The sequence below is a fragment of the Amycolatopsis sp. NPDC003731 genome (genome assembly GCF_053586895.1).
This window is the reverse complement of the sequence record NZ_JBSFNC010000188.1, coordinates 1-15,383: the sequence shown is the minus strand read 5'-3', so window position 1 is coordinate 15,383 and position 15,383 is coordinate 1. Positions and strand designations below refer to the sequence as shown.

The following is a 15,383-nucleotide window of genomic DNA, read 5'->3' as shown; positions in this document are numbered from 1 at the left end:
GTGACGCCGGTCCCGGGTCACCGCTCACGACCGACAACGTCCATTGTGGAGTGTCAGCGGGCCGGCAGCAGCGGCAGGAGCTCCTGGTGGCGGCCCGCCCGGCGCAGCACGGGCGAGCCGGGGCCGGCCGGGTCCCGGGCGCCGGCCCGCATGGAGATCAGGAAGCGCACGACTTCGTGCGGCTGCGGCAGGATGTCCTCGCCGCCGAGGTAGGACAGGACGATCATCTCCTCGCCGCACGCCGCCTCGACCGCGACCGCCCAGCCGTGCACCTCGTCCCACAGCAGCGCCACGTCGCGCTCGGGGAACCGGCGCAGCCGCCAGTCCACCGCCAGGTACGCCGACACCGGGACGTCGACGTCCACGGTGCAGGATTCCAGGCCGAAGCCGAGCGCGCGAGCCACCTCCCCCAGATACGCGCGCAGCCCGCGCTGGAACCAGAATTCGAGATCGGTGTCGATCAGGCCGGACACCCGTTTCCTTTCGCCACGTTCGACAAGACCGGCAACGGCCGCCACGTCATTGTCTTTCGCCACCGCGACGGCTGCCGCGCTTCGTGCGTAGACCGTACCGACTTCGCGGAGTCCGGCCCACCACCGGACATCCGTCCCGGCGGTTCGTGCAGCGACACGCCCGTCTGCACGTGCAAGACTCCACTGTGGACGATCAAATCCGCAGGTGAAGACGTTTTCCGCAATTCTCGGAAAACCTCCCGGGTACCCCAGGAGGAATGGTGGCCGCCGAAAGTTCAGCCGAACGCAGGAATCGGAACCCGGGTGCGCTCCAGATCCGCGAACAGATCTCCGAGGTCCTCGACGCGCGCCAGGACTTCGCCCGCGGTGAACCTCAGGTGCGTCACGTGCCGACAGGAGCGCACCTCGTCCCAGGTGACCGGCGTCGACGCGGTCGGCTCGTCGCGCCCGCGCAGTGAGTACGGCGCCACCGTGGTCTTGAACGGGTTGTTCTGGCTCCAGTCGATGAAGACCTTGCCCGGGCGCAGGTTCTTCGCCATCCGCGCCACGACGAGGTCCGGCGTCTCGGCCGCGAGCCGCTCGGCCAGCGCTTTCGCGTACCGCGACGGCTCACCGGCGTCGGCCGTCACGATGCCCGCGTACAGCTGCATGCCCTTGGAGCCGCTCGTCTTCGCCACCGGGGTCAGGCCGTCGCCGACGAGGACGTCGTAGAGGCGCTCGGCGACCCGGCAGCAGTCGACGACTGTCGCGCCGGGACCCGGGTCGAGGTCGAACACCAGCCGGTCCGGGGTGCTGCGCTCGTCGTCGCGGGGCCCGACGGTCCACTGGTGGACGTGCAGTTCCAGCGCGGCGAGGTTGGCCGCCCACACGAGCTCGGGCAGGTCGTCGATCAGCGGGTAGGTGACGATCTCGGGGTCCTTGCCCCGGCCGCCGACGGTCAGGCGCGCGGTGCGGACCCAGTCCGGGGCGTGCCGGGGGACGTTCTTCTCGAAGAAGGAGCCACCGGTGACACCGTCGGGGAACCGCACGAACGTCATCGCCCGGTCGCGGATGTGCGGCAGCAGCACCGGCGCGATCCGCGTGTAGTAGTCGAGCACCTCGCCCTTGGTGAAGCCGGTGCGCGGGTAGAGCACCTTCTCGAGGTTCGAAAGCGTCAGCTGCCGCTCGCCGACCCGCACCGTGATCCGGCTCCCCGCCACGGGCCCACCCTACCGCGGCGGAACGTGCCCGGAGACGACCCGCTCGACGAACCGCTCGGCGACCTCGCGCAGTTTGGTGTTCTCCCGCTGCGATTGCTCCACCAGCATCCCGAAGGCGTCCTCGGCGCCGACCTGGCGGATCGCCATCAGCATGCCCTTGGCCTGGTCGATGACCGCGCGGGAGGTCAGCGCGGTCCGCAGGTGCTCCGCCGTTTCCCGGGCGTGCAGGTACCGGTGGTAGACGCGGAGGATCGCCTCCACCGCGGCCGTGTAGAGCTCGAGCAGCTGCGCTTCGACCTCCTCGAAGCCGTCGTCCTGCCGTCCGTAGCAGTTGACCGCACCGGAGAACTGCTCGTCGGCCACCAGCGGCGCGGCGAGGAAGCTCCCGAAGCCCGCCTCCCGGGCACCGCGGGCGAAGTCCGGCCAGGTTTCGAGCGCGTCGGACACCGTGGTGCGGACGATCTTGCCGCTCCGCATCGCCTCCAGGCAGGGGCCGTCGCCGATCCGGTACTGCTCGCCGTCGAGCTCGTCGAGCACGGCGCTGGTGGCGGTCGCGGTGTGCGGTACCTCTCCGGTGACCAGGGTGACCGACACCTCGTCGACGCCGGGGAGGGCGTGCCGCACCTGCAGGCACACGTGCTGCAGCAGGATCCGGAAGTCGTCTTCCTCCCGCAGCACCGCGCTGAGGGCTTCCAGCGCCCCGGTGACCTCGTCGAACAACGGCGACGCCGGTGCGGTCTCCGGCCGTTCCATGGGTGCTCCTCCCGCTCGGCACGCGAAGTGCCCTCGGGTACCCACTTCGCCGCTGATCCATGTCCGCCGGGTCAGCGCGCGTGGCCGTCGTCCTCTTCCCCGCCGAGCAGCGCCCGCCGCAGCGGCTCGCGCCAGGCGTCCCGCTCGAGGTCGAAGGCACCGAAGTCCGTGCCGAACTCCCAGGAGGACCAGCTCATCCCGAGCTAAGTGGATCGTGGCGATCAGGCTGCCGTCGTCGGGCACGGCGAGCGCCTCCGCCAGCACGGTGGCGATCTGCCGCCAGAGCGCGAGGAAGCGCGGCACGTGCTCGTCCGGTGCTTCACAGAGCTCGTGGTAGTGGTGGACGTTCACCACCACCTCCAGGCCGCGGTCGAGCGCCGCGCCGACACCCGCGTCCACCCGGGCCGAGAACGCCGGATCGAATCGCGTACGGCGGCTCGGCCCCGGCGTATGCCGACCACCGCACCGGCAGGCGGATCGTGTCGAAGCCGGCCTCGGCGACCTCGTCGAAGTACCGCTCGGCGAGCGGCAGCTCCGGACCGTGCCAACCTACCGGCACCACGGACTTTCCGGAGGGTTTACCGGTGACCCCGGATTGGTAATCACCGGCCATGTCGTCGGAACAGGCCTCGCCGGGCGGGTTGCCGCTGGACGGTGAGCTGGCCGCGGTCGCCGCCCGGATGTCCGGGCTGCTGTTGTCGCGCGAAACCGTGGATTCGGTGCTGGAGCTGATCGTTTCACTGGCGGACACGACGATCACCGCGGCGGCCGGCGTGGGGGTCACCCTCGTCGACGCCCAAGGGCGTTTCGTCACGACGAGCGCGTCGGGCCCGCTGGTGCGGGAGGCCGACGCCCTGCAGTACGAACTCGGCGAAGGCCCCTGCATGGCCGCGCTGACCGGGTGTTCGCCGCAGCGGATCGACGACGTCGCCACCGAACGGCGGTGGCGCCGGTGGTGCGCCGCGGTCGCCGGCTGGGGGCTGCGATCGGTCGTCACCGCCCCGATGGTCACCGACGACGGCTGTCACGGCGCCATCAAGATCTACGCGACGGCACCGGCCGCCTTCGGGCCCGTCGACGAGCGGGCGCTGGTGTCCTTCGCCGACCGGGCCGCCGTGCTCGTCGCCAACGCCCGGGCCTACGACCGGGCCGGCCGGCTGAGCGAGCGGTTCAAGGACACGCTGCGCGACCGCGACCGGATCGCCATGGCGAAGGGCTTCCTGATGGGCCGCGACGGCCTCGGCGAGGAAGCCGCCTTCGACCGGCTGCTCTCGCTGGCCCGCACCCACGGCGGCAGCCCCGCCGAGGCTGCTGCCCGCCTCGTCGGCCCGGTGCCGCGGGAAGGCTGAGCGCATGCGTTTCCTGCCTGAGGAGGAACAGCAGCGGCTGATCGCCTCCTGCTTCGCCCGGAGCGACCTGACGCTGGAAGAGCTGTGGATGCGCTACTTCGCCCTCGGCGGCAGCCTGAGCCTGCTGGAGCTGGACGCCTACCTCAACGGGCTGCTCACGCTCCCCCGCGTCGACCGCGACATGGTCGCCCACGCCGTCAACGAGCGGCTCGACGAGGTGACCGGCCCGGCCCGCGCGCCCTACAGCCACTCGGTCCAGGACGCGAAACCGTTGCACGGTCCGCTGAAGGCCCTCGTCGACCTCCTCGAGGGCGCACACCGCGCACCGCCGGAGCGGCTCCCGGCGATCGTCGCCGAGGCGGGTCGCTCGCTCGACCTGACGATCGGGGTCTACCTGGCCGACTACGACCAACGCACGCTCGTGCCGCTGCAGCCGGGCGCCGCGGAGCTCGACATCGAGAGCACGCTCGCCGGCGACGTGTTCCGCCGCGCCGGGACCACGGTGACCCGCGACGGGACACTGTGGACGGTGCTGCTCGACGGCGTCGAGCGGCTCGGGGTCCTCGAGATCGTCCCGGCCGGCGACCCGGACGACCCGGCGCTGCGGGAGCAGTGCCGCTGGCTGGCCGCGCTGCTCGGGCACCTCGTCACCATCACGACCCAGTACGGCGACGGCCTGGACCGCCGTCGCCGGCGCGCGCGCCGCGGCTCCCCCGCCGAGCTGCTGTGGCAGAGCCTGCCACCGCTGACCGCAGCGACCGGCAACGTGGTCGTCGGGGTGAGCGTCCAGCCGGCGTACGACCTCTGCGGAACGGTGTTCGACTACGCGCTTTCGGAGGAGCGGGCGCAGCTGGCGATGTTCGACGCGGGCGCCCGCACCCGCGACGCGAACACGGCCGTCGTGACCGCCCTCGCCGCCTACCGCGCCGCCCGCCACGGCGGAGCTTCCCTCGGCGAGCAGTTCGCCGCGGTCGGCGCGGAGCTCGCCGGCTTGCCGCCCGTCGGCGGGGTGCTCGCCGAATTGGAGCTGAAGACGGGCGTCCTGCGCCTGCTGCACGCCGGGCCGCCGGCAACCGTGATCGTCCGCGACGGTTCGGTACGCCCGGTCACCGGGCCTGTCGCGCCGCGGTTCGCCGAGTGCGGGCAGGTCACGGAGCTGCGGCTCGAACCGGGCGACCTGCTCGCGCTGTGCTCCTGCGGCGTGGCCGAGACGGCGGACGGCACCGGGGAGCCGTTCGGCCGCGACCGGATCGCGGGACGGCTCGGCCGGGACGCCGGGGAGCTACCGCCGGAGATCGCCCGCCGGTTGACCCGCGCGGTCTTCGCTCATGGGGGTGGCGAGTTCCGGCAGGATGCCGGGGTGCTGGTCGCTCGGTGGATTTCGCGCTGAGACCGGGTGGGCCGGAGGCTGTCGCCGCGGAGCGCACGGCCGCCGGGCGCCCGGGGCCGCCGGTAGGCCGCCCGGAAGCCGCGCCCGACCTGCGCACCGCAGCCCGCCAGCAGGCCGGAGGCCGCCGGTGGGCCGCGGCCAACGCAGCGCACGGCCGCGGGCCGCCCGGAAGCCGCCGCGAGCAGGCTTCGGAGCCGCCGCCAGCAGGGCTCCCGGAGACCGCCGTCGGCGCAGCGCGCAGCGGGCACCCGGCCCAGCGCACAGCAGCCAGCCGCCCGACGGCCGCCGCCAGCAGGGCTCCCGGAGACCGCGGCCAGTGCAGGGCACCTCAGCCGAGCGCCCGACGGCCGCCGCCGGTGGACCACCCGAGGGCGTGGCCAGTCCCCGCACGGCCGCCAGCCGCCCGCAAGCCGCCGCCAACAGGCCTCCCAGAGGCCTATTGGCGGCGCAGCGCACAGAAACCAACCGGCAGCGACCTCGGGCCGCGGCCTCAGCAGGCGGTGTCGTGGACCTCGGCCGCCAGCAGCTCGCGCAGGGCGTCGGACAGGGATGCGAACATCGGCACCACCGCGGCCAGACCGGTGATCCGGAACAACCGGGCCAGTGTCCGGCTGTTCGCCACCACGCCGAACCGCCGTCCCGCGGCGCCGGCCCGCTCGGCGGCGGCCGCCAAGGCTCGTGCTCCGGCCAAGCCGACGAAGGCCACCTGCGTGAGGTCCACCACGGTCGTCCCCGGTGGGGCCGCTCGCAGCTCGCGCTCGAGGATCGGCAGGGTCAGCGCGTCGATTTCGCCGGTGAGGGTGAGCACCAGGAAACCGGGGCGGTACTCCGTCCGGCGCGCGACCAGGGGCGCGGACCGGGTGGGGACCGGAATGGCGGGGGACACGGGTTCGGTTGGCCTTCCGCGCCGGCCGGGACCGGCGACGCAGTGACGTGATCAAGGACGGGATCTTGATACCCAAACGCCCGTTCCGGAAACGCTCTCTTTCACGGCGAGACGCTCGTGAAGGCCGACCAGAGCCGTTCCGCGGCGTGGTGGGCCGGGGCGCCCGGCCGGATCTCGCGGAGGCCTTCCGCGGGGGCCGTCACCTGGCCGCCGAGGTGCTCGACGAGGGCGACGGCCAGTTCGCGGACCTTGACGTTGAACTCCTGGCTGGCCCGCCGCAACGTCTGCCAGGCCTCCTCCGGCGGGCACCGCCGGACCGCCATGATCGCGCCCTTCGCCTGCTCGATGGCGGCGCGGGAGGCCAGCAGGTCCAGCATCTGGTCGGGGTCGCCCGCGGTGGCGGTCTCGGCGACCACCAGCGTCATCTCGGTGAGCTTCGCGTACCGCCGCAGGACGGCCAGGGTTTCGTCGCCCGGCGCCCGGTCGAGCGTCACCGACAGCACGAACGCCCCGTCCTCGTCCCAGAACCCCGGCAGCGCGGCGGCGCCGCGGATCGCACCGGTCGCCCGGCCGCCGTCGAACACGGTCTCGCGGGTCAGCTCGGGCCAGCGCTCGTCGCCGAAGAGGCGGTCGGTGGTGACCGGCTCGCCGGTGGCGTGCGCGAGCGGGACCGGCCCGCCGTGCGCCAGCTGGGCGGGGATCAGCTGCTCGGCGACGCCCGCGGTGGCCAGCACCCGCAGCGGCCGGTCGCCGCGGGTCACGGTCAGGCCGGCACCGAGCCAGCCGGGCAGCTCGCCGGCGATGCGCTCGAGCAGCGCCTGCAGCAATTCGGCCAGCGGTCTCCAGCGATCCGCCGCGTTCATCAGTGTCTCGGTCACCCGATCCCTCCCACCGGTGGTGCTCCCCTTGATTTACCGCAAGCCGCGGAAGTCCGCCTCCGACGCGGCCGGGATTTGTGGGACCGGCCACGCGGAAAGGGGAATCGGCACGGCCATCCGGGGTAACCCGATCACCCGGCTGCGCTCAGCAAGGATCGAGGAGTTCCTCCTCCCGCACCACGGACGACGTGTTCCGCGCGGAACTCGCCTGCCTGCGGCGGATCCTCGGCCGTGGCACCGGCTTCACAGGTGTCACAGTTGCCGCACGGCGTCGCCGGTTCCTCGCCGAAGTACCCGAGCAGGTACCGGCGGCGGCAGCCGGTCGTTTCCGCGTACGCGCGCAGCATCTCCACCCGCGAGCTCGCCCACCTTCCCGTTGCTCATGGCGGCAGGGCTACCCCGGACGGCGCCGGGCAACCCCCGACCCGAACGAGCGGTTTACCCGGCGGTGCGCCCGGGGTAGCCGAACGGTGATCCGAGGAGGCGCCATGACCCACCGGTGGTCCCGATGATGTTCAGCGAAGTCGTCGTCGCCGGGCAGATCGCCCGTGACCTGGTGATCGAGGTGCCCGACGCGCCCGATGCGGACGCGTCGGCGCCCGTGAAGCACCGGCAGGAGCTGCTCGGCGGCAAAGGCGCGAACCAGGCCGTGGCGCTGGGCCAGCTCGGGATGTCGGTGTCGCTGGTCGGCGTCGTCGGCCGCGACCGCACCGGGGACGCGCTGCTGGCCCAGGCCCGGGCCGACCGGATCGGCACCTCGCACGTGATCCGCCGTCCGGGCACCGAGACGGCGTTGCTGATCGACGTCGTCGACGACCACGGCCGCCGCCGCTACCTCGAGCACGTGCCGGAGGGGACGCTGCTGACCGAGAACGACGTCTTCGCCGCATCCGCCCCGATCTCGGCCGCCGCCTCGCTCATCGTCCAGCTGCAGCAGCCCGCGCCGGTGGCCCTGCTGGCGGCCCGGCTGGCGCACACCGCGGGCACCCGGGTCGTGCTCGACGGGGCGCCGGAGTCCGACGCGCTGACGGCGGACCTGCTCGCCCTCGCCGACGTCGTGCGCGCCGACGGCCACGAAGCCGAGCTCCTCACCGGGCAGGTGGTGGACGACGTCACCGCGGCCGCCCGCGCGGCGGCGGAACTCCGGCGGCGGGGACCATCGCTGGTCGTGCTGGAGGTGTCCGGGCAGGGCAACCTGTTCGCCGGCCCGGAGGGCACGTGGTTCGTCCCGGACGTCGAGACCGACGTCGTCGACCCGACGGGCGCCGGGGACGCGCTGGTCGCCACGCTGACCGCGGCACTCACTCGCCGCCGCCCCCTGGAGACGGCGGCGACCCTGGCGGTGGCCGCCGCCGCGGCGACGACTGGGCACGCGGGCGGGCGGCCGCACCTGTCGCGGGCCGAGCTCGACCGGCTGCAGCCGCGGGAACTGGAGACAGTCCGGGCTTGACGTCCTAAAGGCCCGGCAGCCTCTGCTGGAGCCCCAAGAGCACCGAAAACGGGTCGCCACGCTCGGCCAAGCGGGCCGGGACGTCCCGGATCGTCCAGCGGTCCGGCGCGAGGTCCGGGTCGTCCAGCTCGTCCCACTCCAGCGGGACCGAAACCGGCGCCCCCGGCCGCGGCCGGACGCTGTAGGGCGCGACCAGCGTCTTGTTCAGCACGTTCTGCGTGTAGTCGAGCCGGGCGCGGCCGCGGCGCTTGTCCTTCGTCCAGGCCCAGCTGACCAGGTCCGGCAGCACGCGGCCGATCGTGCGGGACACCGTCTCGGCCCAGCTGCGGGTCTGCTCGAACGTGCAGTGCGGGGCGATCGGCACCCAGACCTGGATGCCGCGCTGCCCGGTCACCTTGGGCCGGCCGGTGAGGCCGAGGTGCTCGAGCGCCGTGCGGTGCAGCCGCGCCAGCTCCAGGACCTCCTCGAAGGTCGTCTCCGGGCCCGGGTCGATGTCGAACAGCACCCACGTCGGGTGGTCGACGTCGGCGGCGCGGGACGTCCAGGCGTGCAGCTCCAGGGCGCCGTAGTTCGCCAGCCACGCCAAGGTGGCGACGCTGTCCGCGACGACGTACCGCTGGCTCTCCCCCGGATCCGCGCGTTCGTTGCGCCAGGTCGTCAGCCAGTCGGGCGCGTGCTGCGGGACTTCCTTCTGCCAGAACCCCGGTTCGGTGACGCCCTGCGGGAACCGGTGGGTGTTGAGCGGGCGGCCGGCCAGGTACGGCAGCATCGCCGGCCCGGCCGTGGCGTAGTACCGGATCAGGTCGCGCTTGGTGACCCCGCCCCGCGGCCCGGGGAAGAGCACCTTGTCCAGGTTGGTCAGGGCGAGCTCGCGGCCCGCCACCGACCACCGGCCCTTGACGCCCAGGGCGTCCAGGGCGGCCAGCTCGTCCTCGGTCGGGGCCTGCCAGCCGCCGACGGCCTCCTCGGCCTCCGCGGCCGGGCGGTCGCCGTGCCACAGGGCATCGGGCGCGACCGCGACTTCGTCGTTGGTGCGGCCGCTCTTCACCGAGCGCGGGTGGTCTTCGGCGTCCCAGCCGGGCTGCGCGTGCTCGTCCTGCTTGTGCAGGAGGAACCACTGGTCCTTCTCCCCGCGGCTGGTGCGGACCAGCACGAACCGCCCGGCCAGCTTCTCGCCTTCGAGGTCGAAGTGCAGCGTCCCGGCCTCGATCGCGCCCGCCGGATCAGCTTCGACCGGCCGCCAGACGCCACGGTCCCACACGATGACGTCCCCGCCGCCGTATTCGCCGCGCGGGATGACGCCCTCGAACCCGGCGTATTCGATCGGGTGATCTTCGACGTGTACGGCCAGCCTGCGGGCCTTGGGGTCCAGCGTCGGACCCTTCGGTACCGCCCAGCTGACCAGCACACCGTCGAGCTCCAGGCGGAAGTCGTAGTGCAGCCGGCGCGCCCGGTGCCGCTGCACCACGAACCGGTGGCCGTCCGGGCCGGCCGCGGCCCCGCCGGCCGGTTCCGCGGTCCGGTCGAAGTCGCGCATCTCCTGGTAGCGCCGCAGTTTGCGGGCCGGGTCTGCTGCCATGCCCCGGGAGTACCCACTCAGTCCGGTGCCGACCAGGGCGGGTTCTTCTTCGCCAGCTCCTCGTACTCGGCGACCTCCTGCGGCGTCGGGTCGAGGCCGGCTTCTTCGGCGAACTCCTCCGGGTCGGTGTCGTCGTCGGGCTCGGTCACGTCAGCCTCCCAGCGCGCCGCGGATGAGGTCGCGAGCGCGGTCCATGATCGCCGCGGGCGGGCCCAGCAGCAGGTTCGCCTTCGCGCTCTCGACGCCGGGGTGCGGCCGGGTCGGCCCGACCGCTTCGGCCACCTTGGCGGTCGCGGCCATCGCGCGCAGCCGCTCCGGCGGGCGGTGGGCCCGCAGCAGCGGGAACTCCTCGCGCTCCTCGTGCTCGGCGTGCGCGAGGACGTCTTCGCGCAGCTGGACGAGCAGGGTGTCGAAGCCGTCGGCTTCCGGGCCCATCTTCTGCAGGGTGGTCAGCAGTTCCTTGGCCCGGTGCTCCTCGCCCAGCCGCGCGTCGACGACGGGTTCCGCCGCGGGCTCGAGGTCGCGGATCTCGGGGTGCACGACCAGTTCCTCCGCCGTCTCGTGCACGGCCAGCAGCCGCACGAGGTCGTGGAACAGATCCCGCCGGCGCTCGCCTTCCGCGGTTTCCAGCGCGGCGAACAGCTCGCGGATCTCCCGGTGCTGCCGCTGCAGCAACTCGATGACGTCCTCGTCGTGCTCCGCCATGAACGGCCTCCTCCGTGCTCGTTGCTCGGTCGGAAGCGGCGTTCCCCGTCCCGGCCGGGTTACTCGTCGCGCCGGGCGACTGTGAGCCACAGCGCGCCGGCGACGGTCGCGACGAAGCCGGCGAGGGTCCACCAGGACCACCCGCCGAAGAAGGCGACGACGAGCCCGACGGCGAGCAGCACGCCCCCGCCGATCGAGGCGGTGTCTTCGTGCCCGGCGCGGGCGGTGAAGGCCATCAGCTCGCCCGCCCGTCGACGGCGGCCACGACGAGCGCGGCGCACCGCGCCACGGTCAGGCCTCTTTCTTTCGCCATGGAGACCAGGGCGGCGTGCGCGGCCGGACGGCTGAGCCCTTGCGCGGCAAGGACTTCCAGTGCCAGGCCGACGACGTCGGTGGCGGGCGGGGTGGCGGTGCGCAGGGGCATCGGAAGACCTCCGGCTCGGTCGGCGGCGCAACGAACGCGACCGGATACCCCGCCGCGCCGGGTTTCACACCCCTACCGAACCCGGTGGAGTGATGGGCGTTCAACTCCCCTCTTGCGGCGACGCGAGCGGCGGGGCTGCTTCCCCACCGCTCACCAGGCGGCAACCGGCCATTCTTTCGGCCAGCAACACCACGCAGCCGAACCCCGGGCGACCACGTCATCGTCCCGTCGCCCAGGGCCGGGTGCTCCCAGCGCATCGCGAGCGCCGCGCGGTACCGGCCGAGCATGCGTCGGCGCGGGTGCGGCCGGGCCGCTCCCGCGCCGGCGCGGAACCGGTCGTCCGTGGTTCCGGGTATCTACGCTGGGGACGTGACCGGCGCGTGGGAATGGGATCCGTCCCTCTATTCGGGCAGTGCGGCGTACTACGCGCGAGGACGAGCGGCTTATCCCGCGGAACTCGCCACCGCTTTCGCCGGAGAACTCGGCTTGGACGGAACGGGACGGCTGCTCGACGTCGGCTGCGGGCCGGGGTCGCTGACGCTGCTGCTGGCCGGGCTGTTCGAGGAAGCCGTCGGGCTCGACGCCGACGGAGACATGCTCGCCGAGGCGAGCCGGCTCGCGGCGGGCGCCGGGAACTGCCGGTGGGTGCGCCAGCGCGCGGAGGAGCTGCCCGCCGGGCTGGGGCGGTTCCGGCTGGTCACCTTCGCACAGTCGTTCCACTGGTTCGACCGGCCCCGCGTCGCCGCCGCGGTGCGCGGAATGCTGGCGCCGGACGGGGTTTGCGCCCACGTGCACGCGTCGACGCACGAGTCCGTGCACCCGGCGATCGAGGAACTGGTGCGCGAGTACCTCGGCCCGGTGCGGCGCGCGGGACGTGGGACGCTGCCGGCCGGGACGCCCGGGAACGAGACGGACGTCTACCGCGCGGCGGGCTTCCACGGGCCGCGGCGGTTCGAGGTGCCGGGCCGGGTCGTGACCCAGACGGCCGACGAGGTCGTCGCCGGGGTGTTTTCGCTGTCGAGCTCGGCCCCGCACCTGTTCGGCGACCGGCGGGCCGAGTTCGAGGCGGACCTGCGGCGGCGGCTGGCCCCGGCGGAGACGTTCACCGTGCGGTTGCGCGAGATCGCCGTCGACCTGTGGTTCACCAGGGGTTGTTGAAGTCCTCGTCCTCTTCGACGGCGGCCCGGGGCCGGCGGGCGGCCCGCGGTTCGCCGCGCACCGGCGGCGGCGCCGATTGCGGTACCGGTTCGAAGCCGGCGGAGTAGGCCTCGGCGTCGAAGGCGGACGCCGGTTCGGCGTGCGACCGGTCGGTGCTCCAACCGGACTTCGTCTTGCGCTGGGCCATTTCCCGGACGTGCTGGACGTACCGCTCGGCCGCCTGGACCTGCTTGGTCATGTACTCGTGGGAACGCGCCTTGATCTCCTCGCCCTGCTGTTCGCGCAGGGCACGGCGATCGGCCTGTTCGCGCACGAGGCCGTCGAGCTCGGCTTTCATGCCGGCGATGTCGGTCATGCGTCCTCCTACCAGGTCCGGGCGGACGGCGGGTCTTCGTCGTCGAGGGAGCCGATGATCCGCCGCCCGGGCTCGCCGAGGTTGTCGAAGACGGCGCCTTCGATGCGGTAGGCCGGGGCGCGGCGTTCGGTGTCGCCCCCGCCGCCCTGGGCGCCGCCCATGGCCCCCATGCCGGGCATGCCGGCCATCGAGGAGCCGGACGCGCCGGACGGCCCGGTGGCGCCGGCCGCCGACGCGAAGGCGGGCTGCGGCGAGGCGGGGACCGCACCGGTGTGGGCGCCGCCGGAGACGGGCGAGTCGCCGAGGCCGGCGGGTTCGAAGCCGGCGCCCGACAAGCCGGCGCCGCCGTGGGAGCCGCCGCCGATGCCGGCCGGGTGGGCGCCGCCACCGCCGCCCCCGTGCGAGCCGCCGCCCGGGGAACTGTCGCCGCCCGGGGTACCCGAGTCGCCGCCGGCGTGGTGCGAGCCGTCGCCCCCGGGCGAGGTCGGGTCGCTGAAGCTGCCGCCGCGGGTGCCGTCGCCGGCGGCGTGGTGCTCGCCTCCGGTGGGCGAGGTCGGGTCGCCGTGGTCGCCGCCGGGCGAGCTCGAATCGCCGAAGGTGCTGCGGTGCGAACCGTCATCGCCGTCGTGGGGTGCGAGGTCCTCGAGGGTTCCGCGGTGGGTGGGCAGGTCGTCGAGGCGCTTCTCCGGCGTGTCGCCGAGGGCGCCGGCCGGCTTGTCGTCCTCGCCCAGGGTGTACGTGGTCGGGGTGCCCTTGCCGTCGTCGACCGTGACCACCGTGGGGCCGTCCGGGCCGTCGGGGCGCTCGGCCGTGATCTCGAGTTCGCCGTCGCGGATGTGGATCTTGCCGTCCGGACCGGGGCGGTACGTGTCGGCGTCCGTCCCTTGTGGACCGTCGGCCGGCTTGCCGTCGGACCAGTCGAGCTTGAAGTCCTTCGGGTCGCCCGGTCCGTCGCCGACCTTGATGTCCATCTTGCCGTCGTGGTCCGGCTCGGTCATCTCGAAGGTCTTGTCGCCCTGTTTGACCTTCAGGACGTCCCGCTCGTCGTCGCCCTTGCCGTCGCCGAGGAGGCCGTCCGGCTTGCCGTCCGGATCCGTCTCGATGCCCGGGCCGCCGAACTCCTTCAGCGCGTCCGCGGCCTTCTTCTTCGCGTCCTCCGCGGCCTGCTCGGCCGCTGCTTTGCCGTCGTCACCCGAACCCGAACCCGACCCCGAACCCGAGCCGCCGCCCGCACCGTCGCCGGACTCCGTTTCGATGCCCGGACCGCTGAACTCCTTCAGCGCGTCCGCGGCCTTCTTCTTGGCCGCTTCGGCAGCCGCGGCCGCGGCGTCCTGACCGCTGTCGGACGGCGGCGGCACCGAAGACGGTGTCGTGCCGTCGGATCCCGGACCGCCACCCGAGCCCGAGGCGCCACCCGAACCCGAACCGCCGCCCGAACCGAGTCCGGCGCCGGCTCCGGAATCGGTCTCGATGCCCGGGCCGCTGAACTGCTTCAACGCGTCCGCGGCCTTCTGCTTCGCCGCCTCGGCCTCCTGGGCCGCCTGCTGCTTGGCCGCCTCCGCCGCCGCGGCCGCGCCGTCGTCCTGACCGCCCGCCGAGCCCGAACCACCGCCGCCCGGGCCGCCGGACGGCGTGGACCCGTCCGGGATCGGCGGCACCGAACCGCCGCCGGACCCGGAGCCACCGCCCGAACCCGAGCCACTGCCGCCGCCCGCGCCGCTCGGCAGGTCGACCCCCGAGCCGCCACCGGACCCGGAACCGCCGCCCGGCGCCCCGGACCCCGAGCCCGTCTCGGGGATCGGCGGCACCGCGCCGCCGGAACCCGATCCGCCCGAGCCGGAGCCACCGCCGGGCACGCCCGCGCCCGAGCCACCGCTCCCGGCGCCACCCGAGCCCGAGCCGGCGCCACCACCCGAGCCGCCCCCGAACCCGGAGCCGCCCGTGCCCGCACCGGAACCACCAGGGCCGCCACCGGCGCCACCGGCCGTGCCGGAACCGCCGGGACCACCCGTCGAGCCCGGCCCGCCGGGCAGCGAAACGCCCTCGAACTCGTTCCGGATCCCGCCCATCACCTTGTCGAGCGCGTCGTACGCCTGGTCGACCAGGTCCTTCGTGTCCTTGCAGGTCTTCACGAAGCCCTGGTAAAGCCGGTCCCACATGTCCGGGTTGAACTGGTTCTGCACCCACTGCTTGGCGAGGTCCTGGCCGTGCTTCTTGATCTCGTCGCCGTCGCAGCAGCCCTGGTCGTTGAGCGTCTTGACCAGGTTGGTCCCGAAGTTGAGGTCCATCCAGCCGGCGATCTGGGCGAGGTCCTGCTCGTTGCCGTGCTCGCCGTTGGCGACGGCGACGACCTTCTGCGCCATCGTGTAGTCGGCCTTGCCGACCAGATCGGTGTACATCCCGATCACCGCGTCGGCCTTGCCCTTGCACAGCTGGAACACCGTGGTGGCCGTGTTCAGCGTCGCCTCGCTCGCGTTGCCGAGCGTCTGGGACAGCTTCGCCGCCTTGGGCTGGATCTTGTCGTTGTAGGTGTCCGACGCGGCGTCGGCACCCGCGCCGCTCCAGCTGCCGAACAGGGTGCCCAGCTGGGAGCCGGTGTCCTCGAGCGTCCGGTCGACCGTCTCCGACCCGCGCTTGAAGTGCCCGGCGTCGGCGACGAAGTCCGCGAAGCTGATCCCGCGCTGCTCGTCGAACGGCGTGCGGATGTCCTTGTCGAGGTCGAGCGCGCGGGTGTTGCCGCGGCAATCGGCCGGGATCTTCGCCAGCAGCGACCCGAACGTCTCG

18 protein-coding genes and 1 pseudogene are annotated in these 15,383 nt (G+C 73.5%); 4 read left to right on the top strand and 15 right to left on the bottom strand.

Annotation, left to right across the window (positions count from 1 at the left end; translation table 11 throughout):
• Positions 1-53: 53 nt before the first annotated feature.
• The 5 genes and pseudogenes from ACWDN5_RS42035 to ACWDN5_RS42015 all read right to left on the bottom strand — a co-directional run.
• Positions 54-473: a DUF6292 family protein gene (locus ACWDN5_RS42035; RefSeq protein ID WP_310975611.1), complete on the bottom strand. Its 420-nt coding sequence runs from the start codon at positions 471-473 to the stop codon at positions 54-56.
• A gap of 275 nt (positions 474-748) precedes the next feature.
• Entirely contained in the window at positions 749-1,672 is a 924-nt protein-coding gene (ligD, locus tag ACWDN5_RS42030; protein WP_449680194.1) for a non-homologous end-joining DNA ligase, read from the bottom strand.
• A gap of 9 nt (positions 1,673-1,681) precedes the next feature.
• Entirely contained in the window at positions 1,682-2,425 is a 744-nt protein-coding gene (locus ACWDN5_RS42025; RefSeq protein ID WP_449680196.1) for an ANTAR domain-containing protein, read from the bottom strand.
• Positions 2,426-2,496: 71 nt separating this feature from the next.
• The gene (locus tag ACWDN5_RS42020; RefSeq protein WP_449680197.1) at positions 2,497-2,622 is read right to left on the bottom strand and encodes a hypothetical protein; all 126 of its coding nucleotides are present in this window, start codon (positions 2,620-2,622) and stop codon (positions 2,497-2,499) included.
• A gap of 124 nt (positions 2,623-2,746) precedes the next feature.
• Positions 2,747-2,824, bottom strand: a pseudogene (locus ACWDN5_RS42015) (hypothetical protein); the annotation flags it as partial.
• Between the two features lie 212 nt (positions 2,825-3,036).
• Between ACWDN5_RS42015 and ACWDN5_RS42010 the strand changes: the two are divergent.
• Together ACWDN5_RS42010 and ACWDN5_RS42005 are read left to right on the top strand one after the other, a co-directional pair.
• On the top strand, positions 3,037-3,774 hold the full coding sequence (locus tag ACWDN5_RS42010) for a GAF domain-containing protein (protein ID WP_449680193.1): 738 nt from the start codon (positions 3,037-3,039) through the stop codon (positions 3,772-3,774).
• 4 nt (positions 3,775-3,778) lie between these two features.
• Positions 3,779-5,164 (top strand): PP2C family protein-serine/threonine phosphatase, encoded by a 1,386-nt coding sequence (locus tag ACWDN5_RS42005; protein WP_449680192.1) that lies wholly within the window; start codon positions 3,779-3,781, stop codon positions 5,162-5,164.
• Between the two features lie 490 nt (positions 5,165-5,654).
• On the opposite strand, the gene ACWDN5_RS42000 is transcribed toward ACWDN5_RS42005, so the two are convergent.
• The 3 genes from ACWDN5_RS42000 to ACWDN5_RS41990 form a co-directional block, all read right to left on the bottom strand.
• On the bottom strand, positions 5,655-6,050 hold the full coding sequence (locus ACWDN5_RS42000; protein ID WP_310975604.1) for an STAS domain-containing protein: 396 nt from the start codon (positions 6,048-6,050) through the stop codon (positions 5,655-5,657).
• A 101-nt stretch (positions 6,051-6,151) separates the two neighbouring features.
• Positions 6,152-6,928, bottom strand: a complete 777-nt coding sequence (locus ACWDN5_RS41995; RefSeq protein ID WP_310975603.1) for an ANTAR domain-containing protein — start codon at positions 6,926-6,928, stop codon at positions 6,152-6,154.
• Positions 6,929-7,059: 131 nt separating this feature from the next.
• Positions 7,060-7,275, bottom strand: coding sequence for a RecQ family zinc-binding domain-containing protein (locus ACWDN5_RS41990; protein WP_449680195.1), 216 nt, complete (start codon positions 7,273-7,275; stop codon positions 7,060-7,062).
• A gap of 161 nt (positions 7,276-7,436) precedes the next feature.
• Between ACWDN5_RS41990 and ACWDN5_RS41985 the strand changes: the two genes are divergently transcribed.
• Positions 7,437-8,378: a PfkB family carbohydrate kinase gene (locus ACWDN5_RS41985; protein ID WP_310975602.1), complete on the top strand. Its 942-nt coding sequence runs from the start codon at positions 7,437-7,439 to the stop codon at positions 8,376-8,378.
• A gap of 4 nt (positions 8,379-8,382) precedes the next feature.
• On the opposite strand, the gene ligD (ACWDN5_RS41980) is transcribed toward ACWDN5_RS41985, so the two are convergent.
• The 5 genes from ligD (ACWDN5_RS41980) to ACWDN5_RS41960 are packed head-to-tail and all read right to left on the bottom strand — an operon-like array spanning position 8,383 to position 11,086.
• Positions 8,383-9,957, bottom strand: coding sequence for a non-homologous end-joining DNA ligase (gene ligD / locus ACWDN5_RS41980; protein ID WP_449680191.1), 1,575 nt, complete (start codon positions 9,955-9,957; stop codon positions 8,383-8,385).
• Positions 9,958-9,974: 17 nt separating this feature from the next.
• Positions 9,975-10,106, bottom strand: a complete 132-nt coding sequence (locus ACWDN5_RS41975; RefSeq protein WP_310975600.1) for a hypothetical protein — start codon at positions 10,104-10,106, stop codon at positions 9,975-9,977.
• 1 nt (position 10,107) lies between these two features.
• The gene (locus ACWDN5_RS41970) at positions 10,108-10,662 is read right to left on the bottom strand and encodes a hemerythrin domain-containing protein (RefSeq protein WP_310975599.1); all 555 of its coding nucleotides are present in this window, start codon (positions 10,660-10,662) and stop codon (positions 10,108-10,110) included.
• A gap of 59 nt (positions 10,663-10,721) precedes the next feature.
• A complete protein-coding gene (locus ACWDN5_RS41965) occupies positions 10,722-10,898 on the bottom strand; it encodes a hypothetical protein (protein ID WP_310975597.1) in 177 nt (58 codons plus the stop codon).
• On the bottom strand, positions 10,898-11,086 hold the full coding sequence (locus tag ACWDN5_RS41960) for a hypothetical protein (protein ID WP_310975595.1): 189 nt from the start codon (positions 11,084-11,086) through the stop codon (positions 10,898-10,900). The genes ACWDN5_RS41965 and ACWDN5_RS41960 overlap by 1 nt, the downstream gene beginning before the upstream one ends.
• 369 nt (positions 11,087-11,455) lie before the next feature.
• Between ACWDN5_RS41960 and ACWDN5_RS41955 the strand changes: the two genes are divergently transcribed.
• Entirely contained in the window at positions 11,456-12,244 is a 789-nt protein-coding gene (locus tag ACWDN5_RS41955) for a class I SAM-dependent methyltransferase (RefSeq protein ID WP_449680190.1), read from the top strand.
• On the opposite strand, the gene ACWDN5_RS41950 is transcribed toward ACWDN5_RS41955, so the two are convergent.
• Both ACWDN5_RS41950 and ACWDN5_RS41945 read right to left on the bottom strand, forming a co-directional pair.
• Positions 12,228-12,599 (bottom strand): hypothetical protein, encoded by a 372-nt coding sequence (locus ACWDN5_RS41950; protein WP_449680189.1) that lies wholly within the window; start codon positions 12,597-12,599, stop codon positions 12,228-12,230. The two genes, ACWDN5_RS41955 and ACWDN5_RS41950, sit on opposite strands and share 17 nt — an antisense overlap.
• An 8-nt stretch (positions 12,600-12,607) precedes the next feature.
• A partial coding sequence (locus ACWDN5_RS41945; protein ID WP_449680188.1) for a WXG100 family type VII secretion target occupies positions 12,608-15,383 on the bottom strand: 2,776 nt, incomplete at its 5' end.

What these genes read in the sequence shown, in the direction of transcription:
- ACWDN5_RS42025 (WP_449680196.1), bottom strand. Translation starts at nt 2,425, where the DNA reads ATGGAACGGCCGGAGACCGCACCGGCGTCGCCGTTGTTCGACGAGGTC.
- ACWDN5_RS42020 (WP_449680197.1), bottom strand. Translation starts at nt 2,622, where the DNA reads ATGAGCTGGTCCTCCTGGGAGTTCGGCACGGACTTCGGTGCCTTCGAC.
- ACWDN5_RS42010 (WP_449680193.1), top strand. Translation starts at nt 3,037, where the DNA reads ATGTCGTCGGAACAGGCCTCGCCGGGCGGGTTGCCGCTGGACGGTGAG.
- ACWDN5_RS42005 (WP_449680192.1), top strand. Translation starts at nt 3,779, where the DNA reads ATGCGTTTCCTGCCTGAGGAGGAACAGCAGCGGCTGATCGCCTCCTGC.
- ACWDN5_RS41990 (WP_449680195.1), bottom strand. Translation starts at nt 7,275, where the DNA reads ATGCTGCGCGCGTACGCGGAAACGACCGGCTGCCGCCGCCGGTACCTG.
- ACWDN5_RS41985 (WP_310975602.1), top strand. Translation starts at nt 7,437, where the DNA reads ATGATGTTCAGCGAAGTCGTCGTCGCCGGGCAGATCGCCCGTGACCTG.
- ligD (WP_449680191.1), bottom strand. Translation starts at nt 9,957, where the DNA reads ATGGCAGCAGACCCGGCCCGCAAACTGCGGCGCTACCAGGAGATGCGC.
- ACWDN5_RS41970 (WP_310975599.1), bottom strand. Translation starts at nt 10,662, where the DNA reads ATGGCGGAGCACGACGAGGACGTCATCGAGTTGCTGCAGCGGCAGCAC.
- ACWDN5_RS41965 (WP_310975597.1), bottom strand. Translation starts at nt 10,898, where the DNA reads ATGGCCTTCACCGCCCGCGCCGGGCACGAAGACACCGCCTCGATCGGC.
- ACWDN5_RS41960 (WP_310975595.1), bottom strand. Translation starts at nt 11,086, where the DNA reads ATGCCCCTGCGCACCGCCACCCCGCCCGCCACCGACGTCGTCGGCCTG.
- ACWDN5_RS41950 (WP_449680189.1), bottom strand. Translation starts at nt 12,599, where the DNA reads ATGACCGACATCGCCGGCATGAAAGCCGAGCTCGACGGCCTCGTGCGC.